This window comes from Chryseobacterium populi (assembly GCF_000282115.1).
GTDB lineage: Bacteria > Bacteroidota > Bacteroidia > Flavobacteriales > Weeksellaceae > Chryseobacterium > Chryseobacterium populi.
This window is the reverse complement of record NZ_AKJY01000034.1, coordinates 65,224-83,087: the sequence shown is the minus strand read 5'-3', so window position 1 is coordinate 83,087 and position 17,864 is coordinate 65,224. Positions and strand designations below refer to the sequence as shown.

Annotated in this window: 18 protein-coding genes; 15 read left to right on the top strand and 3 right to left on the bottom strand. The window is 35.6% G+C overall.

Going from position 1 to position 17,864, the window contains the following annotated elements; genetic code table 11:
* Positions 1-48: 48 nt before the first annotated feature.
* From PMI13_RS10160 to PMI13_RS10150, 3 genes are read right to left on the bottom strand one after another with little or no spacing between them, the layout of a single operon-like run.
* Complete coding sequence (locus PMI13_RS10160) at positions 49-750, bottom strand: tRNA1(Val) (adenine(37)-N6)-methyltransferase (protein WP_007843332.1); 702 nt, start codon at positions 748-750, stop codon at positions 49-51.
* Positions 750-2,204, bottom strand: coding sequence for a sensor histidine kinase (locus PMI13_RS10155; protein WP_007843330.1), 1,455 nt, complete (start codon positions 2,202-2,204; stop codon positions 750-752). Before PMI13_RS10155 ends, PMI13_RS10160 begins: the two co-directional genes overlap by 1 nt.
* Positions 2,194-2,790, bottom strand: a complete 597-nt coding sequence (locus PMI13_RS10150; protein WP_007843329.1) for a riboflavin synthase — start codon at positions 2,788-2,790, stop codon at positions 2,194-2,196. Before PMI13_RS10150 ends, PMI13_RS10155 begins: the two co-directional genes overlap by 11 nt.
* Before the next feature lie 49 nt (positions 2,791-2,839).
* Here PMI13_RS10150 and pdxA point away from each other — a divergent pair, with 49 nt between their 5' ends.
* From pdxA to PMI13_RS10075, 15 genes are all read left to right on the top strand, one after another.
* Positions 2,840-3,931 (top strand): 4-hydroxythreonine-4-phosphate dehydrogenase PdxA, encoded by a 1,092-nt coding sequence (gene pdxA, locus PMI13_RS10145; protein WP_007843328.1) that lies wholly within the window; start codon positions 2,840-2,842, stop codon positions 3,929-3,931.
* Positions 3,932-4,015: 84 nt separating this feature from the next.
* A complete protein-coding gene (locus PMI13_RS10140) occupies positions 4,016-4,546 on the top strand; it encodes a YceD family protein (protein WP_007843327.1) in 531 nt (176 codons plus the stop codon).
* Positions 4,547-4,616: 70 nt separating this feature from the next.
* Positions 4,617-4,820, top strand: a complete 204-nt coding sequence (rpmF, locus tag PMI13_RS10135; RefSeq protein WP_007843326.1) for a 50S ribosomal protein L32 — start codon at positions 4,617-4,619, stop codon at positions 4,818-4,820.
* Positions 4,821-4,945: 125 nt separating this feature from the next.
* A complete protein-coding gene (accB, locus tag PMI13_RS10130) occupies positions 4,946-5,428 on the top strand; it encodes an acetyl-CoA carboxylase biotin carboxyl carrier protein (RefSeq protein ID WP_007843324.1) in 483 nt (160 codons plus the stop codon).
* A gap of 97 nt (positions 5,429-5,525) precedes the next feature.
* The gene (accC, locus tag PMI13_RS10125) at positions 5,526-6,881 is read left to right on the top strand and encodes an acetyl-CoA carboxylase biotin carboxylase subunit (RefSeq protein WP_007843322.1); all 1,356 of its coding nucleotides are present in this window, start codon (positions 5,526-5,528) and stop codon (positions 6,879-6,881) included.
* A 103-nt stretch (positions 6,882-6,984) separates the two neighbouring features.
* Positions 6,985-8,235 carry an ornithine--oxo-acid transaminase gene (gene rocD, locus PMI13_RS10120; RefSeq protein WP_007843321.1) on the top strand — a complete coding sequence of 417 codons (1,251 nt, stop codon included), beginning with the start codon at positions 6,985-6,987 and terminating at the stop codon, positions 8,233-8,235.
* Positions 8,236-8,237: 2 nt separating this feature from the next.
* Complete coding sequence (locus tag PMI13_RS10115) at positions 8,238-9,005, top strand: glycosyltransferase family 2 protein (protein WP_007843320.1); 768 nt, start codon at positions 8,238-8,240, stop codon at positions 9,003-9,005.
* A gap of 4 nt (positions 9,006-9,009) precedes the next feature.
* Entirely contained in the window at positions 9,010-9,987 is a 978-nt protein-coding gene (locus PMI13_RS10110) for a CgeB family protein (protein ID WP_007843319.1), read from the top strand.
* 45 nt (positions 9,988-10,032) lie between these two features.
* Positions 10,033-11,022: a hypothetical protein gene (locus PMI13_RS10105; RefSeq protein ID WP_007843317.1), complete on the top strand. Its 990-nt coding sequence runs from the start codon at positions 10,033-10,035 to the stop codon at positions 11,020-11,022.
* A complete protein-coding gene (locus PMI13_RS10100; RefSeq protein ID WP_007843316.1) occupies positions 11,019-11,966 on the top strand; it encodes a hypothetical protein in 948 nt (315 codons plus the stop codon). Before PMI13_RS10105 ends, PMI13_RS10100 begins: the two co-directional genes overlap by 4 nt.
* Before the next feature lie 4 nt (positions 11,967-11,970).
* A complete protein-coding gene (locus tag PMI13_RS10095; RefSeq protein ID WP_007843314.1) occupies positions 11,971-13,182 on the top strand; it encodes a glycosyltransferase in 1,212 nt (403 codons plus the stop codon).
* A complete protein-coding gene (locus tag PMI13_RS10090) occupies positions 13,179-14,042 on the top strand; it encodes a glycosyltransferase (protein ID WP_007843311.1) in 864 nt (287 codons plus the stop codon). Before PMI13_RS10095 ends, PMI13_RS10090 begins: the two co-directional genes overlap by 4 nt.
* An 18-nt stretch (positions 14,043-14,060) precedes the next feature.
* The gene (locus tag PMI13_RS10085) at positions 14,061-14,942 is read left to right on the top strand and encodes a hypothetical protein (protein ID WP_007843309.1); all 882 of its coding nucleotides are present in this window, start codon (positions 14,061-14,063) and stop codon (positions 14,940-14,942) included.
* 133 nt (positions 14,943-15,075) lie between these two features.
* Positions 15,076-16,806 (top strand): glutamate--tRNA ligase, encoded by a 1,731-nt coding sequence (gene gltX / locus PMI13_RS21550; protein ID WP_007843308.1) that lies wholly within the window; start codon positions 15,076-15,078, stop codon positions 16,804-16,806.
* Between the two features lie 48 nt (positions 16,807-16,854).
* Positions 16,855-17,811, top strand: a complete 957-nt coding sequence (locus PMI13_RS10075; RefSeq protein WP_007843307.1) for an acetyl-CoA carboxylase carboxyltransferase subunit alpha — start codon at positions 16,855-16,857, stop codon at positions 17,809-17,811.
* Positions 17,812-17,864: the final 53 nt, after the last annotated feature.

The following is a 17,864-nucleotide window of genomic DNA, read 5'->3' as shown; positions in this document are numbered from 1 at the left end:
AGTAGAAAATTTTGAATATACACTTTTCTAATTTTTAACATCTAGCTTCTAACCTCTCTCTTTAAAAATATGAAACTCTTTTGTGAGTTCAAGATATTGGTCCGAGTATTGTCTCGGACTTTTTTCTATGATAAAATCAGATTCTTCAGGTTTTTTTTCAGCTAATGAAAATTCCAGGATGAGTCTTTTTGTTTTTGAGCTTTCAATTCCTTTGATATTAATTCTCCGGTGCAAAAACAGTTGGTTTTCCTTTGCAATATCAATAAGATAATTTCCTGCTTCAAAAGGAATAATGACAGAGAAAATTCCTTTTCCCGAAAGCAATATTGCTGATTTTGAAATCAGCTGTTTGAAATTCAGCTCGACAGTTTGCCTGGCAATTTTATCTTTCCCGGAATCCGATTCTTCAAAATAAGGAGGATTGGAAACGATAAGATCAAACCGTTCTTCTGTTTCAAAAGTTTTAAAATCCTGACAGACATTTTTCAGCCTTGAAGAAAAAGCAGAATTCTCAAAATTGAGCTTTGTAAGATATGCAGCATTTCCATTAATATCAATCCCAAAAAAATCAGCATCGGTATTTCTTTGAGCCAGCATCAGGGAAATCAGACCGGTTCCGGTTCCCACCTCCAATACTTTGGAAGCATCAGTTACAGAAGCCAGCGCACCAAGAAGCACCCCGTCTGTTCCCACACGAAAGACGTCATCAGACTGCTGAATATCGAATTGTTTGAATCTGAAAGGTTTCACTATAAATTGGTAGGTAATGTAATAATGAATGTCGAGCCTTTTCCTACCTCAGATTTCACTGAAATTTCTCCTTTGTAATCCTCTATCATTTTTCTCACCATTGATAATCCGAGTCCCATTCCACTGTTTTTCGAAGTGAAATTCGGTTCAAATATCCTTTCATACATATTTTCCGGAATACCGACTCCGTTATCCTGAATAGAGATCATGACCCTCCTCTGATGCTGTTCCACATCTACGTTAATGATTAATTTGCGGTCATCACTTTGTGCCTGCTGGGCATTGGTGACAAGATTCGTAATGATTCTGGAAAGGTAAATCCTGTCCATGTTAATCATAATATTATTTTTATTGGTATGAATAAAGATACTGTCATCATTAAATACACGGAGAATATCTCCAACCTCAGTATTTAAATTGATCACTTCATTATTTTTTTCAGGAAGCTTGGCAAATTCTGAAAAAGCAGAAGCTACAGTAGCAATCAGGTCGATCTGGTCTACCATTGTTTTGCTCATCAGCTTTACCCTTTCCCTGATATTCGGATCTCCGGGATCGAATTTTCTTTCAAAATTCTGAATGGTGAGCTTCATAGGAGTCAGTGGGTTTTTCACTTCATGGGCAACCTGTTTTGCCATTTCTCTCCAGGCTTCTTCCGAGGCTTTAAAACGCAGCCTTTCCTTCTGATCCTGGATCTGGAGAATCATCCTGTTATAGGCTCTTGCCAGGGCATTCAACTCGTCATTTTTATAATACCTGATAGGGCGCATTTCATTTTCAAACAATGTAATACGGGTAATCATATCCGAAAATTTGGTAATGGTTTTCGCAAGATTATTGGAAGTAACCCAGCTTATCCAGATGCTGAACAGAATAAGAAAAATATCAACCAGAAGGATATATTTCACATACTGATTAAGAACATCAAGATAGGCAGACTCATTATGATATAAAGGAATATACACAATTCCTATCGGCTCCAGGACATTATTTTTCAGCAGCAGATAAGAGGAAGTGAAAACTGCATCTTTTTCCTGATCATAGCCTTTGATATCCACTCTCGCATTGGTGGCAAGAATTTTATTAACGATATTGACAGGAATAGTTTTTTGATTAACTAAACTTTCGTCTTTATTGGAAAGTAAATATTTCCCCTTTAAATCATAAATAACAATATCATGCTGGTTGATATCTGCAATTTCTAGAATTTTATTCGATAAAACGGCAGGAATGTCTTTGGTTTCAATCTGAGCCTGGCTTACTGCATAATCCAGATAGCCCATTACTGCATTGGTTTTGTCCTGCATATCAATCCTGCTCTGCTCAAGAGAATTATTTCTCAGCACAAAGTATGGGACAAGCGATGAGGCAGCAACACTTAAAAGACATACCAGCAGAAATCCGAAAAAAACACGGTTTCTTAAACTATACCCTTTATATTTACTAATTGACATTCTGTTTTTTAATTAACCCAGCAATATACTTACCAATTATATCAAATTCCAGATTTACTTTATCACCTATTTTCAGATGCTGCATATTGGTAAATTCCCAGGTATATGGGATAATTGCTACAGAAAACTGGGTATCTTCACTTTTTGCAACCGTTAAACTTATTCCGTTAACAGTAACAGATCCCTGAGGAACAGTTAAAAAGCTTCCGTTATCTTCATACTTTACTGTAATCAGATAGCTCCCGTCTTTATTCTCAATTCCGGCAACCTCTCCGGTTTTATCCACATGCCCCTGAACGATATGCCCATCAAGCCTTCCACCCATCTTCATACAACGTTCAAGATTAACAACAGTTCCAACTTCCCATTTTCCAAGGTTTGTTTTTTCTAAAGTTTCATTGATTGCCGTTACCACATACTGATCATTTTTAACCTCAACAACCGTTAAGCAACAACCGTTGTGAGCAAGGCTCTGATCAATTTTCAGTTCATGGGTAAAAGGGCACGTTAATGTAAAATCAATATTACTTCCCTTTTCCTCTATTTTCTCAATAACCCCAACTGCTTCAATAATTCCTGTGAACATATTATTTTTTGCTAAATTTGTAAAATTATAATCTTCAAAGATAATCAAAATGAGCCCAAAAAACCATAAAGTACGAGTAGGAATTTCAATTGGTGATTTCAACGGCATTGGCCCGGAAATTATCATAAAGTCTCTGAAAGACAAAACTATTACTGATTTTTTCACTCCGGTGATTTTTGGTTCGGGTAAACTTTTCACTTATCAGAAAAACATTTTTAAGCACAATCTGAATTTCAACTACATCAACGAGGCATCACAGGCCCAGAACGGCAAGCTGAATATGGTAAACCTGGTAAAGGATAATGTAAATGTAGAACTGGGAAAACCTACCGAAGAATCTACAAGAATGGCTATTGACTCTCTGGAAGCTGCAACAGAAGCTTTAATGAAAGGAGAAATTGACGTTCTCGTAACAGCTCCCATTAATAAGGATGAAATGGTGAAGATGGGATTCAAACATGCAGGCCACACAGGATATTTTGAAGAAAAATTTAACAAGAAAGGATTAATGTTCCTGGTAACTGAAGATCTGAAAGTAGCAGTATCCACTCATCATATTCCTATTGCAAAGGTTGCCGAAAACATCTCTAAAGAAAAAATAAAAAAACAGATCAAAGCTTTAAACCAGACTTTAATTGAAGATTTCTGTATTTCAAAGCCTAAAATTGCAGTTTTGGGGTTAAATCCCCACTCAGGAGACGGCGGTGTCATCGGAAATGAAGAAATAGAAATCATTGAACCGGCTATCAGAGAACTTTCAGATAATGGGATTTTAGCCTTCGGCCCTTTTCCGGCAGACAGCTTTTTCCAGCCTAATAAATATAAAAGTTTCGATGCAGTATTGGCGATGTACCATGATCAGGGGCTGGCTCCGTTTAAAACACTGGCTTATGAAGAAGGTGTCAACTATACTGCAGGACTTCCTTTCATCAGAACCTCTCCCGATCACGGAGTTGCCTATGATATTGCCGGTAAAAATATTGCAGATGAGCAAAGCTTTACAGAAGCCATCTTCACTGCCATTAAAATTTTCAAGAACAGAAGTGAATACAATGATCTGATGAATAACCGTATGCAGCCGAGAAAAATGGTTGTAGACAATGGAATTGATGAAGATCTACCGGATGAAACTGAAGCATAAATCATTAAAACAAATTTTAAATTAATTTGTTGGAGATTTTATTTGTAATTATAAAAAAAATGCATATTTTTGCACACTCATTTTATGGACAAGTTAAGAAACTACGATGTAAGCTTTTCCGGACTTAAATACGGAAAGCACAAGTTCAAATTTGAGATAGATAAAACGTTCTTTCAATTATTTGACACTGAGCAAGAATTTACAAATCCTAAGATAACAGTAGATGTTTTACTTGATAAACACACTACTTTTTTAGAATTTGAGATCAAAGTCAGCGGGACCGTAGAACTGGTTTGTGATATTACAAACGAAGATTTCGATCATCCCATTGAAAACCAGATTAAGGTTTTGGTAAAGTTTGGTGAAGAATATGATGACAGTGAAGAAGATGTCATCACCATTCCTACCAGTGACCATGCTTTCAATATAGCACAATTGATTTACGAAAATGTAGCCCTTTCCATACCAATGAAAAAGGTATCACCTAACGTAAGTGATGAAGATCTGGAAATTCTTGAGAAATTCAGTCCGAAAGATATTGAAGAATCGGAAGAGAAGGAAGAAGAAAGCGACCCGAGATGGGAAGCACTTAGAAAATTAAAAGATAAAAATTAAAAATAATTTAAATATGATGAGATGATGAAAAGAATCTCATCGCTCATCAAATTAAAAAAGTTATTACAAAATGGCACATCCAAAGAGAAGACAGTCGTCCACAAGAAGAGATAAGAGAAGAACTCACTACAAAGCTGTAGTTCCTCAATTAGCTAAAGATGCAACTACAGGTGAACTACACCTTTACCACAGAGCTCACTGGCATGAAGGAAAACTTTACTACAGAGGTAAAGTAGTACTGGAAAAAGAAGTAGCAACTACTGAAGAAAACTAAGAGAGACTTTTTCAAAAAAGCCTCATTTTAATACAAAAACCGCCCGATTTTGATAAAATTGAGCGGTTTTTTGTTGTTTTTTATGTTTTTTTGGTATCTTTGGCTCAAAATCAAATATCAAATTTATGGACATTAAAGACATACAAAATCTTATCAAGTTTGTATCTAAGGCTGAAGTTTCAGAAGTGAAATACAAAACTAAAGATTTCGAAATCACTATTAAAACTCCATTAGCTGGAAGCGAAGTAGCTTATGCACAACCTGCTGTTTATCATACTGCACCACAACAAGTAGCTGCTCCCGTACAGGCTCCAGTTTCAGCGGCCACTCCGGCTGCTCCGGCTGAAGCTGCTTCTGATGACAGTAAATATATTACAATCAAATCTCCAATGATCGGAACTTTCTACAGAAAGCCCTCTCCTGATAAAGATGTTTTCGTAAATGTAGGAGACGAAGTTTCTAACGGAAAAATTGTTTGCGTAATTGAAGCAATGAAGTTATTCAACCAAATTGAATCTGAAGTAAGCGGAAAAATCGTTAAAATTCTAGTAGACGACGCTACTCCCGTAGAATACGACCAACCATTATTCTTAGTAGATCCATCTTAATTTAGAAGTTAGATGTTAGACGTTAGATGTCAGATTTTATCTGCATTCAAATAACATTATCTAATTCTCAAATTATCTAATTTTCAAATTTAAGAAGATGTTCAAAAAAATATTAATTGCCAATCGTGGCGAAATTGCAATGCGTATTTTACGTACTTGTAAAGAAATGGGGATCAAAACCGTTGCGGTTTACTCAACTGCTGATAAAGACAGCCTTCACGTAAGATTTGCCGATGAAGCGGTTTGTATCGGTCCTGCTATGAGTAAAGACTCATACCTTAAAATTCCTAACATTATTGCTGCTGCAGAAATTACCAATGCTGATGCAATCCATCCGGGTTACGGATTTTTATCTGAAAATGCTAATTTCTCAAGAATCTGCCAAAAAAACGGAATCAAATTTATTGGTGCCTCTCCGGAACAGATTGAGAAAATGGGAGACAAAGCTAATGCTAAAGCTACCATGAAAGCTGCAGGTGTACCTTGTGTACCAGGTTCTGACGGTTTAATTGAATCTTATGAGCATGCTGCAAAAATTGCTGAAGAAACAGGATATCCCGTGATGATCAAGGCAACGGCAGGTGGGGGGGGAAAAGGAATGAGAGCCGTATGGAAAGCCGAAGACCTTAAAGATCACTGGGAGTCTGCTATTCAGGAGGCTGTAGCTGCTTTTGGAAACGGAGGTATGTATATGGAAAAACTGATTGAAGAGCCGAGACATATCGAAATTCAGGTAGCAGGTGACCAATATGGTAAAGCTTGCCATCTTTCTGAAAGAGATTGTTCCGTACAAAGAAGAAATCAGAAATTAACGGAAGAAACACCATCTCCGTTCATGACTGACGAACTTCGTGAGAAAATGGGGCAAGCCGCTGTAAAAGCTGCTGAATTCATCGGATACGAAGGTGTGGGAACTATTGAATTCCTTGTTGATAAGCACAGAAATTTCTATTTCATGGAAATGAATACGAGAATTCAGGTAGAGCATCCTATCACAGAACAGGTAATCGATTATGATCTTATCAGAGAACAGATTCTTTTAGCTGCCGGAACTCCTATTTCAGGAATCAATTATTATCCTAAATTACATTCAATCGAATGTAGAATCAATGCAGAGGATCCATATGCTGACTTCAGACCGTCACCGGGAAAAATCACAGGATTAAATATCCCTGGCGGACACGGAATCAGAGTTGATACTCATGTTTACTCAGGATATAGCATTCCGTCTAATTACGATTCAATGATTGCAAAACTGATCACGACTGCTCAGACCCGTGAAGAAGCTATTGCAAAAATGAGACGTGCACTTGAAGAATTCTATATTGAAGGGGTAAAAACAACCATTCCTTTCCACAGACAATTGATGGATAATGAAGATTATCTTTCAGGAAACTATACAACAAAATTCATGGAAAGTTTTGTAATGGATAAAAAATATGACAACCATTAAGATTAATCTTAATAAAATTACTATAACTGCCTTATTTTTAGGCAGTTTTTTATTTTATGGCTTCTCACATTAAATTATTAACTTTGTCAAAAACCAAAAATATATGTCAACAGTAGAAACAGCAAAAAACTCACAGTATTTTATTGACCTTGAAGACAAACACGGAGCGCATAATTATCACCCTCTTCCGGTAGTTTTAGACCGTGGAGAAGGCGTTTTCGTATGGGATGTTGAAGGCAAGAAATATTATGATTTTCTATCTGCTTATTCTGCAGTTAACCAAGGCCATTCTCATCCTAAAATTGTTGAAGCTTTAGTAAATCAAGCTCAAAAACTGGCTTTGACATCAAGAGCTTTTTACAACTCTAATTTGGGAGAATACGAACAGAAAATCACTACTCTGTTCGGCTTTGATAAAGTTTTACCTATGAATTCCGGTGCCGAAGCAGTGGAAACAGCCGTAAAATTAGCCAGAAAATGGAGCTACGAAATAAAAGGCATCTCTGAAAATGCAGCAAAGATCATTGTTTGTGAAAATAATTTCCATGGGAGAACAACTACGATTGTTTCTTTCTCCAATGATCCTGATGCCAATCAAAATTACGGGCCTTTCACTCCCGGGTTTATTAAAATTCCTTACAACGATATTTCGGCTTTAGAAGAGGTTTTAAACAGAGAAGCAGGTAATATAGCTGCATTTCTGGTTGAACCCATCCAGGGAGAAGCAGGAGTGTATGTTCCTAATGACGGTTTCCTGAAAAACGCTTCGGAATTGTGTAAAAAACACAATGTTCTTTTTATTGCTGATGAAGTACAGACCGGCATTGCAAGAACCGGTAAGCTGATCGCATGTCATCATGAAGATGTACAACCGGATATTTTAATTTTAGGGAAAGCCCTTTCCGGTGGAATGTATCCTGTATCAGCTGTTTTAGCAAATGATAACATTATGGGTGTTATCAAACCAGGACAACATGGCTCTACATTTGGTGGAAACCCGGTTGCCTGTGCAGTTGCCATTGCTGCACTGGATGTAGTTGCAGAAGAACAATTATCTGAAAGAGCAGAAGAGCTGGGAAAACTTTTCAGAACAGAAATTGAAAAAATAATTGAAAAATCCGACCTTATTACAAAAGTAAGGGGAAAGGGTTTATTAAATGCAATTTTAATTAATGATACACCGGAGAGCTCTACAGCATGGAATCTGTGTCTGCAATTAAAAGAAAACGGATTGCTTGCCAAGCCTACCCATGGGAATATTATCAGGCTTGCACCACCTTTGGTAATTACAGAAGAGCAATTGCTTGATTGTGTAAGAATTATAGAGAAAACTATTTTAGATTTCAAAAAGTAAATATGCCTGAACTCACTGAAAAAGTAAGTGGCTTAATCATAACGTATAACGAAGAACAAAACATTCGGGAAGTACTCGGGTGTTTTGATTTTTGTGATGAGATTATTGTAATAGATTCATTCAGCACAGACCATACTGTTGAAATTGCCAACACCTATCCTAATGTGAAAGTGATTCAGCATAAGTTTGAAGATTTTACAAAACAACGGAATCTGGCTTTGGATGCTGCGAATAATGACTGGGTATTATTTCTTGACGGCGATGAGCGAATCACACCACTTCTGAGAAAGGAAATTATCGATGAGCTGAATAAACCGGTATCTCAACAAAAAGATGCTTATTACTTTTATAGAAAATTCTTTTTCGCGAATAAGCCGATCAACTATTCCGGGACGCAGTCCGATAAAAACTTCAGGCTGTTCAGAAAATCCAAAGCAAGATATATTTCCGGAAAAAAAGTTCATGAAACACTGGAAGTAAACGGATCCATCGGAATTCTGAAAAATAAATTGTTTCATTATTCCGTTTCCAGTTATGAGTCTTATAAACAAAAAATGATTCATTATGGTGTTTTAAAAGGACAGGAGCTTGCTTTGAAGGGGAAAAAATTCAGCAGGATAACCCAATACTCCAAAACAGCATTCAAATTCTTTAAGGCATACATTTTGCGGTTAGGTATAGCAGACGGGAAAGAGGGGTATCAACTTTCCTATTTACAGTCTTTAAGTGTATATGAGACTTATGAATCATTAAAAAAGGAGCAAATTTAATTGAATGAAGATTTGTGTAATTAGTTTCGATTTTTGGGGATATGATAAGTATATTGTAGATACATTATGCAGTAAAGGTATTGATGCCCATCATATTGAAATTGCATCGGTTTCGCATTCCAATTTCACAGAAAGGGCAACCAATGCTTTAAGCAAAACGTTTTTAAATAAAAATCTAAAAACCGAGAAGCGACAAAAATTTGTATTAGATTCTCTTGAACAACTGGGATACCAGGATCAGATTCTTGTTTTAAGTCCCGACGTTTTTGATATTTCTACCATAAAAAAGATAAAAACATACACCGGCCGGCTTATTACCTACCTTTATGATAACCTGGAAAGATTTCCCGTACATGACAAGCTTTATCTTTTCGATAAAATCTTTTCCTTTGATATCGGTGATATCGAGAAATATGGTTTTGAAAAACTGACCAACTATATTTATCTTCCCCATGTTTCCAATAAGGAGCAAAATCCTACAATGGATTTGTTTTATATTACTTCCTATGACAATAAGAGGGTTTCGTTTATAAAATTGCTTGCCAAAAGGTTAATGGCATTAGATCTTAAGTTCCAGATTATGATTATTGGGAAGAAATCATGGAAACATCAGCTAAAGAACATCCTGATTAAGGTTCCTGAGAATTTATCGATTATCTTCAGCATGAAAAAAATCGGACATAAGGATCTGCCCAAATACTATCAAAATTCAAAAGCGTTGCTCGACCTGATGCGTGAAGGACAATATGGTTTAAGCTTCAGGGTTTTTGAAGCCATGTCTTTGGAAAAAAAAATCATCACTGATAATGAAGCTATTAAAAGTTATGATTTTTATAATGCACATAATATTTTGGTTTTAAACAAGACTTGCAGTAATCTTGACATATCTTTTTTTGAACTGCCTTATGAAGACATCCCTGAAGACATCTATAACAAATATACTCTGGATCACTGGGTAAATGTGGTTTTTAAGCTATCTTAAAAAATTACTTATATTCGTTTTTGAATTATTTCCCTATACTTGTACATGATTACTTATACAGAACAATCTAAAATCATCATATTTTGTCCTCCAAACAGTGTTACCGGCGGTCCGGAAGCTCTGCATCAATTATCAGATAAGCTCCATCGTCTGGGTATAAAAAATGTATTTATGCATTACATTCCCAAAAGAAAAAGTGCAAAACCTGAAAACTATAGTGTATATCTGACTGATGAAACAGATCGTGTAGAGGACAAGGCCGAAAACATTTTAATTGTTCCGGAATCTATGACTTTTTTAGTAAAGCAATATCCTGAAAGCCAGAAAGTAATCTGGTGGCTGAGTGTTGATTTTTATAAAATCCTAATGGATTACAGAATCCGGAAGCAGAATATATTCACAAAACTGTTCTATCAACAAAAAGATAAAGAATATTATTTTGAGCCATTACCGAATGTCTTCCAGTGGGCACAATCTTATCGTTCCTCACTGTACATCAAAGACCATGGCATTCCTGAAAGTCAGATAGATTTTGTGTGTGACTATATCAATCCCAGTTTTTTAGAAAACAAAGGAACCATCACGAAAGACCTGACCAATAAAAAAATCCTGTACAATCCCAGAAAAGGAAAAAAGGAGATCTCACAGTTAATTAAAAACTCCCCGGAACTTGAATGGGTTCCTATACAGAATATGAATGCCGGTCAGATCAAAGATTTAATGGCCAAATCTTTATTGTATGTTGACTTCGGTGAAAATCCCGGTCGGGATAAAATGCTCAGAGAATCTGTTTCGCAGGATTGCTGTATTGTTTCAGGGAAAAACGGATCTTCGGCTTATTACCAAGACCTGATGATTCCGGACGAATATAAATTTAATTTCAGTGAAGGTAGAATTCCCGAAATCATTGCAAAAATAAAAGAGGTTTTAGAAAATTACCCTGCGCATATTCCTCAGTTTGTACCTTATAAAAAAGTGGTTTTAAATGAAGAAATTGCATTTGAAGAAAAGCTGACAGAAATATTTAAAAAATGACGTCAAAGAAGATTACATTAATTTACCCTTTCGCATATGGTTATATTGATTTTGTCGTTCAGGAACTGCAATCAGGCGGGAATATAACTGTCACCGACATTAAGACAGACACTATAAAATACAAGTATCCGAATGTAGGGGTGAAAATCTGGAATGGAGTTACGAAGTTATTTGGCCACAATATCAAGAAAAAATATTTCAGCCGGCAGATTTTACAGCAGATTAAAGAAAAACAGGATATTATTTTCATCATCCGCCCCGACTTACTGGAAGATTCATTATTATCAGAATTAAAAAAAAATACGGATTCCTTTATCGCATATTATTATGACAGCTGTAAAAAATATCCGCGGCAGATTGAAATAATTCATTTTTTTGATGAAGTATATTCTTATGAAAAAGAAGACATCAGGCAGTATCATTTCATTGAAACTTCTAATTTCATCTATGACCAGACTATAGAACCTCAGCCAATACAATATGATATTTTCAATGTTTCATCCTATGATTCCAGAATCGATGAGATTGATAGAGTATCAAAAATATTATCCGAAGCGGAATTCAGAATTTATTTTGTATTATTCTGGTTTGAAAAATTGGTATACCCCTATTTACATTCAATTACGGAATACCTGTCCCTTAGTGAAACGAAGAAGATTATTTCGTGCTCTAAAGCCATGATGGATATTCAGCGAAAGGACCAAAGCGGGCTTTCGTTCAGGACTTTTGAAAGTCTGGGATATAGAAAGAAACTGATTACCACAAACGCTGCCGTTAAGGATTATGATTTTTACCATCCAAATAATATGTTGGTTGTAGACAGTGATCATTTGGAGCCTGATGAGATTAAGAGATTTCTTGAGCTGGAATATTCAGAAATTCCCCAGGACATTCTCAATAAATATACGGTAAAGAGTTTTACAGAAAAAATATTCAAATTATAAAATTATGGGTATCAAAAGAAAAATAAAAAATTATATATATTTAAAAAATCATTATCCTTTATCAGAAAAAACCATTATTCCTGATGAAAGTAAAAAAAATATACTGATTGTAGACAGCCAGATCCCTACATTTGATAAAGACTCTGCCTCAAACCGGATCACAGAAATTGCCAAGTTTCTGGCCAGGCATTACAATGTGTACCTTATGGATTGGAGAAAAGCAATCCCAAAAGTAGAATCTAAAAAATATATTAAAAACCTGAATGATCATAATGTAATTGTCTATACCCCATTTATAGGCAAATATGGTATCATGAAAGGTAAAAAACATTTCATCAATACCTTACTTCCCAAGCTTGATTTTGTATGGTGCCACAGGCCTGAGCTTTTTGAATACTACCTGGATTTTTTCAGGGAAAAAGCACCACAGGTAAAAATCATTTATGATATGGTTGACATCCATTACCTGAGAATGGAAAGGGGTCTTGAAATCAAATACGACAAAGTAAGAGCTAAAGAACTGGTTCATTATAAGTATATAGAAACTGAATTGTGCAAGAAAGCAGATAAAATTGCTGTAATCAGCGACAAAGAAAAAGAGTTTATGAAGGCTTTTGTAGATGAGTCCAAGCTATTTACGGTAAGCAACGTTCATAATTTAAAGGTAAAACCTGAAGATATGCCACCTTTTGAAAAACGAAACGGAATATTTTTTATCGGTACCTTTTTACACGATCCCAATGTAGATGCGGTAGAAATATTGTATCACCAGATTATGCCTCTGGTATGGAAGATTTTGCCGGATTTAAAAATAACCATCATAGGTTCGGAAGCTCCGGAAACTATCGTGAAAATGAATTCTGAAAAATTTGAGGTTGCAGGTTTTGTAGAAAATATTATCCCTTATTATGAAAAATGCTTTGCATCCGTATCACCACTAAGATTTGGTGCAGGAGTAAAAGGTAAGATCGGACAGGCTTTAGAATATACGCTTCCTGTTTTAACCACTACTATCGGTGCGGAAGGAATGTTTTTAGAAAACGGGGTAACCGCTTTGATTTCAGACAACGACGATTATCAGAAATTTGCAGACCATATTATTGAAATCTGTACCAACGAAACAACCTGGAATACGTTACACAGCAACTCTGAAAAAGCGATCTATCCATTCTCTATTGAAGCACAAAGAGACGAAATTTTCAAAATACTGCAATGAAGGATTTAGCAATAATTATTTTAAATTACAACTCTTTTGACGACACTTCCAGAGAGGTAAATGCTCTTTTGAAAGAAAACTGTGATGAAAAATCTATCTATGTGGTGGATAATAATTCACTGGACAAAAATAAAATTGCTGAATTCGGAGCTCAAAAAAATATCAATTATATCATCAGTGAAAAAAACGGGGGGTACGCATATGGTAATAATTTGGCTATTAGAAAAGCCATACAGGACGGGAAGAATTTTTTCCTGCTTTTGAACCCGGATATTGATATTGATATCTCTACCATTAAAACATTGTATAATGACCTGCAGGAGCATCAGGACATTGCTGCTATTGGTCCAAGGATCTGTTATAGAAATGATCATCATAAAATATATTCAGATGGCGGGCTGCTGTACCCGGAAAAAGGGTTCCTGGGAGCTCATACCCATTTCAATTTAAACAGGTCTGATGTTCATATCAGCCACTATAATTACCAGTTAGACTATGTGGATGGCAGTGTTTTTATGTTCAGAAAAGAACTTCTGGATGAGATAGGGCTGATGAATGAAAAGTTTTTCATGTACTATGAAGAATCCGAATGGTGCTTAAGAGTTTTAAGGAAAACCCGTTGGAAATTAGCTGTAAATACAAGTCTTACGGCATTTAATACCTACAGTGAGAAGGGAAGCTTTTATGAGTATTATATGACCCGAAACCGTTTATGGCTTTGCAGATTGTATAACGGAAACCTTAAATATGTAAAAAAAGAACGATGGAAGCTGGCCCGGAAAGCATTTAAAAAAGGAGATTTCGCTTTAGCAAAGGCATATGTTAAAGGTATTATAAACGGGCTTTATTCAAAATTATAAATAATTTATTACAATCTTATGGGAAAAAGAAATATTATTAAAGCCGGTTATCTTTTATCTTACGATTATTCATATATCTTCACATCTGTCAATCAGATATATCATGATGTCGATCATATTATGATAAGCTATGATGCCGATCATAAAACATGGGCCGGAAATGATATCTTTATCCCTGAAAGTTTTTTTTCAGATATTAAAAAGATTGATACGGATCATAAAATTACATTTTATAAAGACTCATTCTATATTCCCGGAATGCAGCCTATGGAACTTGAGACCAGGCAAAGAAACATGATGGCCGAACAATTAGGAGCAGATGGCTGGCATATACAGATAGACGGAGATGAATATGCTTATGATTTCAGAAAATTGGCTCAATTTTTAAGAAAAAACAGTTTCCTGTTAAAAAAAGCAAAAAATAACCCTATAAATTTTCAGGTCAATTTTGTCACCCTGTTTAAGCAGAATGAAGAAGGTTTTTTTGTCATCACTCCTTTTGAGGAAAAATGTATGCTGATAACCAATTATCCGAAATATGAATATGCAAGGCTAACCAATAAAGGCCGTACCCTCTCTTTAGATTATTATTTGGTCCATCAATCCTGGGCACGGAGCGAGGATGAAATTATAGAAAAAATTAATAACTGGGGGCATAAAAATGATTTTGATACTTCCCGGTTTCTTGATTTGTGGAAAGAACTGAATGCAAATAATTATTCTGAATTTAAAAATTTCCACCCGATATATGGAAACCTATGGAAAGAACTGTCTTTTTTCCCATCCAGAAACATCGATGAGTTTATCCTTTCATTTTCAAAAAAACATCTTCAGAAAAAATTGCATCTTGATCTTTCTTTGACAAAAAAAATAAAAATATGGATCAAAAACCTTTTCTAACTTCATATTGTTAGGGATAAAGTTGTTTTGGATATGATTTACTCCCATACTTTTGGTTTACCATGAGATTCATCTGGCAAAGAACTTTAAACACATAATTTTTAAGTAAATTTGCAGCAAAATTTTAATTGAAATGGAGAAAGTAAGAGTCCGTTTTGCTCCAAGTCCTACAGGGCCTTTGCATTTGGGAGGTGTAAGAACCGCATTATATGATTATCTTTTTGCTAAAAATCAGGGTGGTGAATTTGTATTGAGAATTGAAGATACAGATACAGCCAGATATGTGGAAGGTGCTGAAGATTATATTGAAGAAGCTTTAGAATGGTGTGGGATCATTCCCGATGAAAGCCCTAAAAAGGGAGGAAAATTTGCTCCTTACAGACAATCTGAAAGAAGAGATATTTATGACCGTTATACAGAGCAGATCTTAAAAACAGATTATGCTTATCTTGCTTTTGACACTCCAGAAGAATTAGATGCCATCCGCGCTGAGTTTGAAGCTAAAGGAGATGTTTTCTCTTATGATAACATTACGAGAAACCGTTTAAAGAACAGCATTGCCCTTTCTGAAGAAGAAGTTCAGAAATTACTGAATGAAAAGACACCGTATGTGGTAAGATTTAAAATGCCTGTTGACAGAACATTGAATCTTGAAGATATTATCCGAGGGAAATCATCTGTAAATACCAATACGCTGGATGATAAAGTTCTGGTAAAAAATGACGGAATGCCAACTTACCATTTTGCCAACATCATTGATGATCATGAGATGGAAATTACCCATGTTATCCGTGGCGAAGAATGGTTACCGTCTTTAGGGCTGCATACTTTACTGTATGAAGCAATGGGCTGGAAAGCTCCGGAATTTGCCCACCTTTCTTTAATTCTGAAACCTGATGTATCAACATTAATTAACAAAGATAATATAGACAGCATCACAAAATCTTTTACAGAAGAATTTGTGATGAAAAACAATGAATTTACTTTTGATGAATCTGCACCGATTATCAAATCATTCTTTTCAGAGGTAAAAAGCCCAAGATTTAAATCGATGTTGACTGAAAATGATAATGACAATTCATTAACTGCTTCTGTAAAACAGTTTTTAAAGAAAGGCCTTTCAGGAAAACTAAGCAAAAGAGACGGTGACAAATTCGGATTTCCGGTGTTCCCATTAGATTTTAAAGATCCTGCAACAGGAAATATTTCCAAAGGTTACAGGGAAAACGGTTATCTTCCGGAAGCGTTCATCAATATGGTTGCCCTTTTGGGCTGGTCTCCTTCTCACGATAAAGAAGTTTTATCTTTGGATGAAATGGCAAAAGAATTTGATTTAAATAAAGTACATAAGGCCGGAGCAAGATTCAGTAAAGAAAAATCAGAATGGTTTAATCATCAATATATTCAGCTGAAATCTGATGGGGAACTTCTGCATATTTTAAAAAATACGGAGCTTAATTTATCCGGAATTTCAGATGAAAAATTACTGAAGATCATTCATCTGATGAAAGAAAGAGCAACTTTTCCGAAAGACATTTATGAAAGCGGAACGTTTTTCTTTGAAGCACCTGTTTCTTATGAGGAGAAAGCTTCAAAAAAAGCATGGAATGATGAAACTTCTGCAATTTTAAGTGAACTTGCAACAACATTAAACGGAATTGAAAACTTCGATGCGGAAACTTTAAAACAGGAAGTTCATGATTTTGCAGAAAACAAAGGCCTGGGAATGGGTAAAGTAATGATGCCGTTACGTTTATCTTTAGTAGGAGAACTAAAAGGTCCGGACGTGCCTGATATCCTGGAACTCATTGGAAAAGAAGAGAGTATCTCCAGAATAAACAGGGCAATCAATAATTTTAAATAGAGTTTCATAATTTTTCATAAATTTGAAAGATTTAATTTACTTCAAGAAATGGAATATTTAAGTTTCGAACTTCCTATAAAAGAATTAATGGATCAATACCAAACATGTTCTTTAGTAGGAGAAGAAAGTGGTGTTGATGTAAAATTAGCATGCAGCCAAATTGAGGATAAGATCATAGAAAAGAAAAAAGAAATCTATGGCAACCTTAGTCCCTGGCAGAGAGTACAACTGTCTCGTCATCCGGATCGTCCCTATACATTAGATTATATTAGCGGTATTGCCGATAAAGGCAGCTTTCTAGAACTTCACGGTGATAGAAATTTTGCTGATGATCCTGCAATGATCGGTGGCCTGATGACATTGGATGGTCAGAAAGTAATGGTTATCGGAACCCAGAAAGGGAGAACCACTAAGGAAAGACAGTACAGAAGATTCGGAATGCCGAATCCTGAAGGATACAGAAAAGCTCTACGATTGATGAAACTTGCTGAAAAATTCCATATTCCGATTGTAACTTTAGTAGATACACCGGGAGCATATCCCGGATTGGAAGCTGAGGAAAGAGGGCAGGGAGAAGCTATTGCAAGAAATATTTTTGAAATGGTGCAGCTTAAAACCCCTATTTTCACTTATATCATTGGCGAAGGAGCCAGTGGTGGTGCTTTGGGAATAGGCGTAGGAAACAAAGTATATATGCTTGAAAACACCTGGTATACGGTAATCGCACCGGAAAGCTGTTCTTCTATTTTATGGAGAAACTGGGATCATAAAGAAGATGCAGCCAATGCACTGAACCTGACCCCGAAAGATGCTTTAAGAGAAAAATTCATCGACGGAATTATTGAAGAACCACTTGGAGGTGCTCATTATGATCCGGAAACAGCATTTTTAAATCTTAAAAGTTCTATTTTACAGAATATCAAGGCATTCTCTAAATTCACAGGACAAGAACTTGAAACCCAGAGACAGGATAAATTCATTGCAATGGGCCAGTTTAAAGGATAAAATAAAAAAAAGAAAGGTTAAGAAAATTTTCTTAACCTTTCTTTTTTTTATTT

What these genes read in the sequence shown, in the direction of transcription:
- PMI13_RS10115 (WP_007843320.1), top strand. Translation starts at nt 8,238, where the DNA reads ATGCCTGAACTCACTGAAAAAGTAAGTGGCTTAATCATAACGTATAAC.
- PMI13_RS10105 (WP_007843317.1), top strand. Translation starts at nt 10,033, where the DNA reads ATGATTACTTATACAGAACAATCTAAAATCATCATATTTTGTCCTCCA.
- PMI13_RS10140 (WP_007843327.1), top strand. Translation starts at nt 4,016, where the DNA reads ATGGACAAGTTAAGAAACTACGATGTAAGCTTTTCCGGACTTAAATAC.
- accC (WP_007843322.1), top strand. Translation starts at nt 5,526, where the DNA reads ATGTTCAAAAAAATATTAATTGCCAATCGTGGCGAAATTGCAATGCGT.
- pdxA (WP_007843328.1), top strand. Translation starts at nt 2,840, where the DNA reads ATGAGCCCAAAAAACCATAAAGTACGAGTAGGAATTTCAATTGGTGAT.
- PMI13_RS10150 (WP_007843329.1), bottom strand. Translation starts at nt 2,790, where the DNA reads ATGTTCACAGGAATTATTGAAGCAGTTGGGGTTATTGAGAAAATAGAG.
- gltX (WP_007843308.1), top strand. Translation starts at nt 15,076, where the DNA reads ATGGAGAAAGTAAGAGTCCGTTTTGCTCCAAGTCCTACAGGGCCTTTG.
- PMI13_RS10100 (WP_007843316.1), top strand. Translation starts at nt 11,019, where the DNA reads ATGACGTCAAAGAAGATTACATTAATTTACCCTTTCGCATATGGTTAT.
- PMI13_RS10155 (WP_007843330.1), bottom strand. Translation starts at nt 2,204, where the DNA reads ATGTCAATTAGTAAATATAAAGGGTATAGTTTAAGAAACCGTGTTTTT.
- PMI13_RS10095 (WP_007843314.1), top strand. Translation starts at nt 11,971, where the DNA reads ATGGGTATCAAAAGAAAAATAAAAAATTATATATATTTAAAAAATCAT.
- accB (WP_007843324.1), top strand. Translation starts at nt 4,946, where the DNA reads ATGGACATTAAAGACATACAAAATCTTATCAAGTTTGTATCTAAGGCT.
- PMI13_RS10090 (WP_007843311.1), top strand. Translation starts at nt 13,179, where the DNA reads ATGAAGGATTTAGCAATAATTATTTTAAATTACAACTCTTTTGACGAC.
- PMI13_RS10085 (WP_007843309.1), top strand. Translation starts at nt 14,061, where the DNA reads ATGGGAAAAAGAAATATTATTAAAGCCGGTTATCTTTTATCTTACGAT.
- PMI13_RS10075 (WP_007843307.1), top strand. Translation starts at nt 16,855, where the DNA reads ATGGAATATTTAAGTTTCGAACTTCCTATAAAAGAATTAATGGATCAA.
- rpmF (WP_007843326.1), top strand. Translation starts at nt 4,617, where the DNA reads ATGGCACATCCAAAGAGAAGACAGTCGTCCACAAGAAGAGATAAGAGA.
- PMI13_RS10110 (WP_007843319.1), top strand. Translation starts at nt 9,010, where the DNA reads ATGAAGATTTGTGTAATTAGTTTCGATTTTTGGGGATATGATAAGTAT.
- rocD (WP_007843321.1), top strand. Translation starts at nt 6,985, where the DNA reads ATGTCAACAGTAGAAACAGCAAAAAACTCACAGTATTTTATTGACCTT.